The 9,513-nt window shown below is 71.3% G+C and carries 8 protein-coding genes and 1 rRNA gene; 2 read left to right on the top strand and 7 right to left on the bottom strand.

The genetic code is table 11. The features are described 5' to 3' along the window. Nucleotides 1–16: 16 nt before the first annotated feature. Nucleotides 17–133: ribosomal RNA gene (rrf, locus tag UW392_RS65950) — 5S ribosomal RNA — on the top strand. Nucleotides 134–202: 69 nt separating this feature from the next. On the opposite strand, the gene UW392_RS65945 is transcribed toward rrf, so the two are convergent. Together UW392_RS65945 and UW392_RS65940 are read right to left on the bottom strand one after the other, a co-directional pair. Further along, nucleotides 203–862 carry a response regulator transcription factor gene (locus UW392_RS65945; protein ID WP_320785067.1) on the bottom strand — a complete coding sequence of 220 codons (660 nt, stop codon included), beginning with the start codon at nt 860–862 and terminating at the stop codon, nt 203–205. Continuing rightward, entirely contained in the window at nt 859–2,103 is a 1,245-nt protein-coding gene (locus tag UW392_RS65940; protein ID WP_320785066.1) for a sensor histidine kinase, read from the bottom strand. Before UW392_RS65940 ends, UW392_RS65945 begins: the two co-directional genes overlap by 4 nt. An 85-nt stretch (nt 2,104–2,188) precedes the next feature. Between UW392_RS65940 and UW392_RS65935 the strand changes: the two genes are divergently transcribed. After that, on the top strand, nt 2,189–2,752 hold the full coding sequence (locus tag UW392_RS65935; protein WP_320785065.1) for a GNAT family N-acetyltransferase: 564 nt from the start codon (nt 2,189–2,191) through the stop codon (nt 2,750–2,752). A 14-nt stretch (nt 2,753–2,766) separates the two neighbouring features. Here UW392_RS65935 and UW392_RS65930 read toward each other — a convergent pair whose 3' ends face one another. Genes UW392_RS65930 through UW392_RS65910 form a run of 5 tightly spaced genes read right to left on the bottom strand, consistent with a single transcriptional unit; the run spans nt 2,767 to nt 9,382 of the window. Continuing rightward, nucleotides 2,767–4,248: a TraM recognition domain-containing protein gene (locus UW392_RS65930; protein ID WP_320785064.1), complete on the bottom strand. Its 1,482-nt coding sequence runs from the start codon at nt 4,246–4,248 to the stop codon at nt 2,767–2,769. Nucleotides 4,249–4,261: 13 nt separating this feature from the next. Continuing rightward, nucleotides 4,262–5,674: an ATP-binding protein gene (locus UW392_RS65925; RefSeq protein ID WP_320785063.1), complete on the bottom strand. Its 1,413-nt coding sequence runs from the start codon at nt 5,672–5,674 to the stop codon at nt 4,262–4,264. Between the two features lie 12 nt (nt 5,675–5,686). Next, on the bottom strand, nt 5,687–7,246 hold the full coding sequence (locus UW392_RS65920; protein WP_320785062.1) for an SCO6880 family protein: 1,560 nt from the start codon (nt 7,244–7,246) through the stop codon (nt 5,687–5,689). Beyond that, nucleotides 7,243–8,583, bottom strand: coding sequence for a hypothetical protein (locus UW392_RS65915; RefSeq protein WP_320785061.1), 1,341 nt, complete (start codon nt 8,581–8,583; stop codon nt 7,243–7,245). The genes UW392_RS65920 and UW392_RS65915 overlap by 4 nt, the downstream gene beginning before the upstream one ends. Next, complete coding sequence (locus UW392_RS65910) at nt 8,573–9,382, bottom strand: hypothetical protein (protein WP_320785060.1); 810 nt, start codon at nt 9,380–9,382, stop codon at nt 8,573–8,575. Before UW392_RS65910 ends, UW392_RS65915 begins: the two co-directional genes overlap by 11 nt. Nucleotides 9,383–9,513 lie beyond the last annotated feature (131 nt).

Raw genomic sequence — 9,513 nt, 5'->3', positions numbered from 1 at the left:
GACAGTTTCATAGTGTTTCGGTGGTCATAGCGTAGGGGAAACGCCCGGTTACATTTCGAACCCGGAAGCTAAGCCTTACAGCGCCGATGGTACTGCAGGGGGGACCCTGTGGGAGAGTAGGACGCCGCCGAACAATTCTTGAGAAAGCCCCCGCACCTCACGGTGCGGGGGCTTTCTGCGTTTCTGGATAGTTTCAAGAGTTTCAGGAGACCAGTCCGGTGTCGTAGGCGAGGATGACTGCCTGGACGCGGTCCCGGGAATCCGTCTTCGCCAGGATTCTGCCCACGTGCGTCTTCACCGTGGATTCGGCGAGGTGGAGACGGGCGGCTATCTCCGTGTTGGTCCAGCCCCGGCCGATGACAGTCAGGATCTCGCGCTCGCGGTCCGTGAGGGAGTCCAGGCGGGGGTCGGATGCCGTAGCGGACGCCGTGTGGGCCGGCAGGTGGTGGACGTAGGCGTCCAGGAGGCGGCGGGTGAGGCCGGGCGCCACCACCGCGTCACCGGAGGCGACGGCACGGATGCCGGAGAGGAGTTCCTCCGGCTGGGCGTCCTTCACCAGGAAGCCGGACGCGCCGGCGCGCAGGCCCGAGTAGGCGTACTCGTCCAGGTCGAACGTGGTCAGGATGAGCACCCGGGTGCGGTCGCCCGCCGCGGTGATGCGGCGGGTCGCCTCGATGCCGTCCAGGCCGGGCATGCGGACGTCCATGAGGACCACGTCGGGACGGAGCTCCGCCGTCATGCGGACGGCCTCGCCGCCGCTCGCCGCCTCACCGAGGACCGTCATGTCGTCCTGGCTCTCCAACAGCATCCGGAAGCCGAACCGTTGGAGGGGCTGGTCGTCGGCGATGAGGACGGTGGTCACTGCGGTCGTTCCTCCGGGAGGTGAAAGCGGACACGCCAGCCCCGTTCGGAGCCGGTGCGGGGGCCGGCCTCAAGTGTCCCCCCGTACAGGGCCGTTCGTTCGCGCATTCCGGGGAGGCCGCGGCCGTCGGTCGGAGCGGTCACCGGGCCGCCGTGGCCGGAGTCCGTGACGGTGAGCGTGACGGCGCCCCCGTCCGCGTAGGCGAGGTCGATGTGCGCGGTGGCGTCGGGGCCGGCGTGTTTGAGGGTGTTGGTGAGGGCCTCCTGGACGACGCGGTAGACGGCCAGCTGGCGGCCCGGGGCGAGGCTCGCCGTGCCCTGGACGGTCGTACGGACCGGAAGGCCGGCGGAGCGGACGCCGCTTATCAGGCGGTCCAGGTCGGTGAGGGACGGCTGCGGGGACAGCTCGGCCTTCTCCTGCTCGTCGTCGCGGAGGACGTCCAGGAGGCGGCGCAGTTCGCCGAGGGCCTCGCGGCTCGTCGTGGCGATGGCGTCCAGGGCCTGGGCGGCGCGCTCGGGGGACCTGGCCGCGGCGTACCGGCCGCCGTCGGCGAGGCCCGTCACCACGGACAGGTGGTGGCCGATGATGTCGTGCATCTCGCGGGCTATACGGGCCCGTTCGGCCGCCGCGGCGAGCTGTGCCTGCTGGTCGCGCTCGGTCTCCAGGCGGCGGGCCCGGTCCTCCAGGGCCTCGGTGCGGTCGCGTCGGGTACGGACCGTCACGCCGATCAGGACGGCCGTGGCGATGCTCAGCAGCTGTGAGCCGAGCTGCTGGTTCCAGGTGCCCTCGCCGTCGTACCGGGACAGCGTCACGGATATGGGGGCGATGATCAGTGCTGTCGCCCACACGAGGTGGCGCAGAGGGCGGCGGAGTGCCAGGTGGTAGACGAGGAGCAGTTGGAGCAGGGCGGCCTGGAGGACGGCGCCGGTCCACGCGTTGACGAAGGCGAAGGGCGCGACGGCGAGCAGCGCGGTGCGGGGGTGGGTGCGGCGCCACAGCAGGGGGAGGGAGAGGCCGAGGCTCAGGGTGAGGATCAGGCCGTCGGGGACGGTCGGGTCGAGGGCCACGTTGAGCCAGCCGCCGCCCATGCCGTCGATCAGGGCGGCCGTCACCCAGAAGCCGGTGATGAGCAGGTCCCAGACCAGCGGGTGGCGCCGGTCGAGGGCGCGTACGCGCCATGTGGTCCGCTGGACGTACTCGGTGAGGGGCTCCGCGTGCCGTTCGTCCGTCACGGGCTCCATGGTGCGGGAGAGCGGCGGGCGGGGCGCCCGCCGGGGGGCGTATATGAGATGAGGAAGGTAGTACCGGGGGACTACGGTGACCCGCATGACTGCCTCGCCGCCCGGTGACTACGTGATCCGCCCCATCCGCGCCGACGAGTGGCCCGCGGTGCGGGAGCTCGCGCTGCGGATGCTCAAGGACCCGGTGGCGCACCTGGCGTTCCTCGACCGGTACGAGGAGGCCGTGGAGCGGCCCGACGGGTTCTGGCAGAAGCGGGCCGCCGGGGGCGCCGAGTCGTCCGCGACGGTGCGGCAGGTCGTCGCCGAAGGGCCGGGCGGGGCCTGGCTCGGGACGGTGACCGTGCTGCTGGAGGAGCCGGGGACCACGGACTGGGCGGGGTACCCCGTGGAGCTGCGACAGGGCCACGTCGTCGGGGTGTACGTGCGGCCCGAGTGGCGGGGGAGCGGGCTGACCAAGGCGCTGTTCGCGGCCGGCCTCGACTGGGCCTGGGGGCGTGGCGTCGAACGGGTGCGCCTCATCGTGCACGAGGACAACGCGCGGGCGCGGGGGCTGTACCGCAAGCTCGGTTTCGTGGCGACCGGGCGGAAGATCCCGCTGGCCTCGGCGCCGGGTCAGAACGAGCTGGAGTACGTGCTCGAAGGGCGCTGAGGGCCGGATGAGCGTCAGACCGGCAGTTCGTCGTGCGGCCAGCGGGCGCGGGCCTGCTCGCGGGACCGGAGCAGAGCCAGGACCGGCAGGCCCCGGTCCGCTCCGGTGGCGATCAGCTCCGGCAGACGGGGAAGCGGAGCCACCGCGGCGACGTCGTCAAGGACGAGCGTCAGTGGTGGGTCGAGCCGACCGGAGGATGACCGTTCGGCCATGCGCCGGCCGTGCTCGACCACGCTGGAGACGAGGGCCGTCAGAAGCGGCATCGCGCCGGGGTCCGTCCTGGGGTCCTCGATGGATTCCCCTACCACGTAAAGGGTTCCCCCTTCGTGGATGAAGGAATCCAAGGCGAGGGTGTCACTTCGGTGCGGAGTGCATGATTCCCGGATGTTGACCACGGAGAGGGCGGAGAGGGCCCGGGTGGTCAGTCCGTGGGCCATGTCGCGGCGTTCGGGGTGTGCGGTGAGCGCGGCCTCCAGCTCTCCCGCGGCGCCGGGGGCGGCTTTCGCGGCGGTACGGAGGATGCGTACGGCGTCCTGGACCTGGAGGCCCTGCGTCCAGCGGTGCACGTGCCGGACGGTGCGGCCGTCCACGGCGGCGGCGTGCAGATAGCTGCGGAGCAGGGTGGTCGCGGTGTCGGTGACCGCCTGGTCGAGCCGTGCGGTGGGGCGTACGGGGGCGAGGAGGGCGGTGGCGCGGACGGCGGCCGTGTCCTTGTCCTCGCAGCCGGCCGTGGGGGACCAGTGGAGGCGGGACGGGGTGTCGCAGAGGTGGGCGGGGTCGTAGAGGTGGGTGGGGCCCAGCTTGGCGCGGGGGTCCTTCGTCTCCTGCCAGAGGGCCGGGTTCGAGGTGACGACCAGGGCGGGGCCGGCCGCGTCGCGGATCGCTCCGGCCGCGGTCGAGTGACGGGCGTCCCGTGGGCCGTAGCGCACCGCGCCTTCGGCACGGTGCGTTTCCCACCCATCCACCCGCTCACCGTTCGTCGAAGAGGCGGGCGGGTCCTCTGCCCTCGGCTGCGCCTGTTGCGGCACCGTCGGCAGCGGCTGTGCCTCTTCCTCCGGTGCCTCTCTCCCCGGTGCCTTCTGCGGTGCCTGCTGCGGTGCCTGCTTCTCCAGTACCGGCGGTGTCTCCCGCCTCCTGCGGCGTACCGCCCGCCAGCGGGCCAGGGTGCCCAGGACGAAGACCGCCAGGACGATCAGGATCATCAGCTGGCCGATGAACAGGCCCCAGAACAGGCCGTAGCCGGAGAGGTCGGCGGCCGGGGTGTCGGGCCAGGCGCCGGTGATGTCGTGCGGCTCTGCGGCGAGGTGGCGCATGGCCATGGGGGTGCGGGCGACGGAGATGGAGCGGGGCCAGGAGCCGTGGGCGAAGAGGCCGGCCAGGCCGGTCGCCGTCCACACCAGTGCGGTCACGCCGAGCAGGAAGCCGAGCAGGCCGAGCAGCAGGCCGTCGGGGATGCCGCCGCTCTGGCCGCCGGATCGCCGGTCGTCCGGTCTCATCGGTCCGTCTCCTCTATGCCACCGTCGATTCCGACGACTCGCCGATGTGCTGTTCCATGAAGGCCGCGGCCCGTTCCTCGGCCTCCCGTTCGGCGGCGCGCAGCGCGTCGTCGGCGTGGTCGACGGAGGACTCGGTCATCGCGCGGTCGGTGAAGACCAGGGGGCGTTCGGTCTCGGTGACCAGGTGTTTGACGACCTGTACGTTGCCGTTGACGTCCCAGACGGCGATGCCGGGGGTGAGGGTCGGGATGATCTCCACGGCCCAGCGGGGGAGGCCCAGGACGCGGCCGGTGGCGCGGGCCTCGTCGGCCTTCTGGGCGTAGATGGTTCTCGTCGAGGCCATCTTGAGGATCGCCGCCGCCTCCTTCGCCGCCGCCCCGTCGACCACGTCGGAGAGGTGGTGGACGACCGCGACGAAGGACAGGCCGAGGCGTCGGCCGAACTTCAGCAGGCGCTGGAAGAGCTGGGCGACGAACGGGCTGTTGATGATGTGCCACGCCTCTTCGACGAGGAAGATGCGCTTCTTGCGGTCGGGGCGGATCCAGGTGTGTTCCAGCCACACGCCGACGATCGCCATGAGGATCGGCATGGCGATGGAGTTGCGGTCGATGTGGGAGAGGTCGAAGACGATGAGGGGGGCGTCGAGGTCGATGCCGACCGTGGTCGGGCCGTCGAACATGCCGCGCAGGTCGCCGTCGACGAGGCGGTCCAGTACGAGGGCGACGTCCAGGCCCCAGGCCCGTACGTCCTCTATGGCGACGTTCATCGCCTCCGCCGACTCGGGTTCGGGGTGGCGGAGCTGTTCGACGATGTCGGTGAGGACGGGCTGGCGCTCGACGATCGTCTCGTTGACGTAGGCGTGCGCGACCTTCAGGGCGAAGCCGGAGCGTTCGTCCAGGCCGTGGCCCATGGCGACCTCGATGATCGTGCGGAGCAGCGCGAGCTGGCCCGTGGTGGTGATCGCGGGGTCGAGGGGGTTGAGGCGGATGCCCTGGTCGAGGGCGGCCATCGGGTCCAGGCGGATGGGTGTTATGCCCAGCTCCTGGGCGATGAGGTTCCACTCGCCGGCGCCGTCCTCGCCCTGGGCGTCCAGGACGACGACCTGGCGGTCCTTGAAGCGGAGCTGGCGCAGGACGTACGTCTTCTCCAGGGCCGACTTGCCGTTGCCGGACTCGCCGAGGACGAGCCAGTGGGGGGCCGGGAGCTGCTGGCCGTAGAGCTGGAACGGGTCGTAGATGTAGCCCTTGCCGGAGTAGACCTCGCGGCCGATGATCACGCCGGAGTCGCCGAGTCCGGGCGCGGCGGTGGGCAGGTAGACCGCTTGGGCCTGACCGGTGGAGGTGCGGACCGGCAGGCGGGTCGTCTCGACCTTCCCGAAGAGGAAGGACGTGAAGGCTTCGGTGAGGACGGTCAGCGGATCCCGCATCAGGCTCAGCCCCTACCTTCGGATGCCGGTGGCGAACGGAAGCGTGTTCACGAAGGCGCGATGGTGCTCGCGGTCGCACCACTCCAGTTTCAGGTACGACTTTCCGGCCGAGGCCCTTATGGTCCGCTTGTCGCGGGCGAGGGCCTCGGGGTTGCGGGCCGAGACGGTGATGTAGCCGACCAGGTTGACGCCGGCCGCGCCGCTCGCGAGGTCCTCGCCGCGCTGGTCCAGGCGGTTGTGGGCGGCCATGTCGCGGGGGTCGACGGTGCGGTTCATCTTGGCGGCGCGGGACTGCTCGGCGACGTCGTTGGTCTTCTCGGTCAGCATGCGTTCGATGGCGACCTCGGTGGGTTCGAGGTCCATCGTGACGGCGACCGTGCGGATGACGTCGGGGGTGTGGACGAGGAGGGGCGCGAGGAAGTTGACGCCGACGGGGGTCATCGGCCACTCCTTCACCCAGGCCGTGGCGTGGCACCAGGGGGCGCGGGTGGTGGACTCCCGGGTCTTGGCCTGGAGGTACGTGGGCTCCATGGCGTCCAGCTCGGCCGGCCAGGCGTTGCGCTTGGTCATCGCCTGGATGTGGTCGATGGGGTGGTCCGGGTCGTACATGGAGTGCACGAGGGAGGCGAGCCGGCCCTGGCCGAGGGGCTGGCGGACGCGGATGTCGGCCTCCTGGAGGCGGGAGCAGATGTCGGTCAGCTCGCGGGCCATGACGACGGCGAGGCCGGCGTCGCGGTCGAGCTTGCGGCCGCCGTGGGGCCGGGAGGCGCGGGCCATGGCGTGGGCCTCGGCGGCGAGTTCCCGGGTGTAGTGCATGCAGGCGACGAGGTAGGCGCGGTGCTGCTCGCTGCTGGTGGAGACCATCGACTGCAACTGGTCGTAGGAGTGCTGGAGCCAGGGCAGGGACGTGGTGTCGCCGCGGACGGCGACGTCCTTGGCGTGCGCGTCCGGGTCGGCCGGGAGGGTGCGGGCCAGCATCTGGATGCGGGTGACGAAGCCGTCGCCGTTGGCCACGTGCTTGAGCAGGGTGCCGAAGCGGTCGACGAGGGCTTCCTGGTCCTCGGAGTCGCGCAGGCCGACGCCGGGGCCCTCGATCTCGATGGCGGCGGTGACGGTCTTGCGGTCGGCGTGCAGCAGTACGGCGATCTCGTCGGGGCCGAACGGCGCGGCCAGCCAGGTGATGCGGCCGATGCCGGGCGGCGGGCCGATCTCCACCTCGCGGCCGTCGGAGCGGGTGCCGGCCTCGACGGCGCCGGAGCGGTAGGCGGTGCCCCGCTTGACGGTGCGCTTGTAGCTGCGGTTGATCTCGAACCACTTGTAGAAGGTGCGGTGCTTGTACGGCACGTAGACGGCGGCCAGCGCGAGCATGGGGAGGCCGGCCAGCAGCACGATGCGCAGCGCGAGGTGGGGGACGATGAGGCCGCACATCATGCCGAGGCCCGCGCCCACGACGATCAGCGCGATCTCACCGGTCTCCCGGTTGCGGCCGATGATCGCGTTGGGCCGGGCGCGGCCGATCAGATAGGTACGGCGGGGCGTGACCGGATGGGACACGTGGGACTCGGTCGTCAACGCCCTTCACCTCCAGTGCGGTTGTTACTGCTGTTGCGGTTGTTGCTGGCGTGGGGGGTGTTCACCGGGCTGCCGGAGCGCGGTGCGGGTGCGGCGGAGGGGACAGATCCGCCGCCGCCGTTCGAGGCGCGCGAGCTGTGCGCGGAGACGCCGCCGGAGGCGGGGTTGGCGGGCCGGGGTGTGCTCTGGCCGCCGCCTTGGCCGTTGCTGCGGGTGCTGTGGGTCTTGATGCCCTGGGCGACGAGGGTCGCGGGGGAGCTGATGACGGCCGCGGCCTTGCCCTCGGCGCCCTGCATCAGGCGGTTGTTGCGGGAGCCGGCGATCTCGTCGCCGAAGCCGGGGACGAAGCGGTAGATCATCGCCGAGGCGAAGATCGCCAGCAGGATGATGGAGAGGCCGGAGACGACGGCGGAGAAGGCGTCCGGGCCGTCGTCGGCGGAGAGCGCTCCGGCGAGGCCGAGGACGATCACGATGACCGGTTTGACGAGGATCACCGCGATCATGATCCCGGCCCAGCGGCGGACGTGGCCCCACAGGTTCTTGTCGACGAGTCCGGCGTACACGACGGTGCCGAGCAGGGCGCCTACGTAGAGCAGGGCGGCGCGGATGACCAGTTCCAGCCAGAGGACGCCGGCGGCGAGGATGGAGACCAGGGAGACGACGATCAGCATGATCGGGCCGCCGCCGATGTCCTCGCCCTTCTCCAGGGCGCCGGAGAAGGTGCCGAAGAACGTGTCGGTCTGGTCGCCGGTGGCCTTGGCGAGGATCTCCGAGACGCCGTCGGTCGCCGAGACGACGGTGTAGAGGATCAGCGGTGTGAAGGCCGAGGCGAGGACGGTCAGCCAGAGGAAGCCGACGGCCTCGGACAGGGCGGTGGTGAGGGGGACGCCGCGCACGGCGCGCTTGGCCACCGCCAGCAGCCACAGGACCAGGGTGAGGATGGTCGACGCCGCGAAGACGACGGCGTACTGCTGGAGGAACTTGGGGTTGGTGAAGTCGACGTTCGCGGTCTCCTTCACCGCCTCGCTGAGCTTGTCGACGGTCCAGGCGGCGGCGTCGGCGCAGCCCTTGGCGAGGGAGGAGAGGGGGTCGGCGGTGGAGCTGGTGTCGATGGAGGGGCCGCTGTCGCCGGCTCCGCTGCCCTGCTCGCAGTAGTCCTTCGCCTCGCCGACGATGAGGTCGCACTCGGTGGCGCTCGGCGACGGGGACGTCGAGGCGCCGTCGGTGGGGGTCGGCGTGGGCGCGGCGACGGCGCGCGTCGCCAGAGTCACGAGGGTGATCTGGACGGCGGCGGCCAGGCCGGCCAGCTTGAGCGCACGTCGCGGGCTACCGGGCATACGTGAACCCTCCGTACTCTTCGATGGCCTTGCTGATCTCGTCGGACGTGGCGGCTCTCTCGTCGCCGGGGACCGGGGCGGGCCCGTCCTTCTGCGTGTCCTTGACGATCTTCCAGTCGCCGTCGGTCCAGCGCAGGTCGAAGGTCCAGGTCCGCCACGTCGAGGTGACGGGGTCGGTGGACTTCTCCCCCGCCATGCCGATGAGGCCCATGGACCAGACGGAGACCTGGGCGTCGGTGGCGGAGTACTTCTCGACGGTGGCGCCGAGGGGGGTCACGCGGGAGACGAAGGTGCTGCCCTCGGGCGCGCGGCCGTCGGCGTCGAGGCCGAGCCTGCCGAGGAAGTCGGCCGAGTAGGCGGAGTCCATGGGGCCTTTCAGCCGGGCCGCCGCGTCGGGGGTGTAGAGGGCGTCGACGAGGTCGTGCCGGGTGTCCTCGGTGAACATCCCGGTCGAGCCGAGGGCCACCGCGTAGTTGGCCGCGGCGCTCTGGGCACCCTGCTCGTCGTGGGCGAAACCGGCCTGGACAGGTTGGTTTCCGGTCGGGGCCGTCGCCGAGGCGCGGGGCTTGCCGGCCGATTCCGCGGTGTCGGAGGAATCGTCCCGTCCACGGTTCGCGAAGGCGATCGCCGCGATCAGGACGACGACCACGCCGACCACCGTGACCAGGCTCCGGGAGGACGACCGGCCGCCTCTGCGGGGAGCGCCGTAGGGGTCGCTGTCGCCCTCGGGCAGCCGGGTACGGGTGTGGCCCGTACCGCCGTACCCACCGGAGGCCTGGTGCTCGTCTCCGAGACTCATACCGCGTACGCCCCCTCGACGTCGTGCGAAACCTTGTGCCCCGTGCCGTACCGGTACGACGGTAGCCGCGCTTCTTCCCGCGTGGGCGCGGTGTGGTGACTGGACATCAGGGTGACGCAACCTCAGCCGGG

The organism is Streptomyces sp. CRN 30, assembly GCF_034105845.1.
Note: the sequence above shows the minus strand (reverse complement) of the source record. Positions and strands in the feature narration are given on the sequence as shown.

Coding starts and splice junctions, on each gene's coding strand:
- UW392_RS65940 (WP_320785066.1), bottom strand. CDS start 2,103: ATGGAGCCCGTGACGGACGAACGGCACGCGGAGCCCCTCACCGAGTAC.
- UW392_RS65935 (WP_320785065.1), top strand. CDS start 2,189: ATGACTGCCTCGCCGCCCGGTGACTACGTGATCCGCCCCATCCGCGCC.
- UW392_RS65915 (WP_320785061.1), bottom strand. CDS start 8,583: ATGCCCGGTAGCCCGCGACGTGCGCTCAAGCTGGCCGGCCTGGCCGCC.
- UW392_RS65925 (WP_320785063.1), bottom strand. CDS start 5,674: ATGCGGGATCCGCTGACCGTCCTCACCGAAGCCTTCACGTCCTTCCTC.
- UW392_RS65910 (WP_320785060.1), bottom strand. CDS start 9,382: ATGAGTCTCGGAGACGAGCACCAGGCCTCCGGTGGGTACGGCGGTACG.
- UW392_RS65930 (WP_320785064.1), bottom strand. CDS start 4,248: ATGAGACCGGACGACCGGCGATCCGGCGGCCAGAGCGGCGGCATCCCC.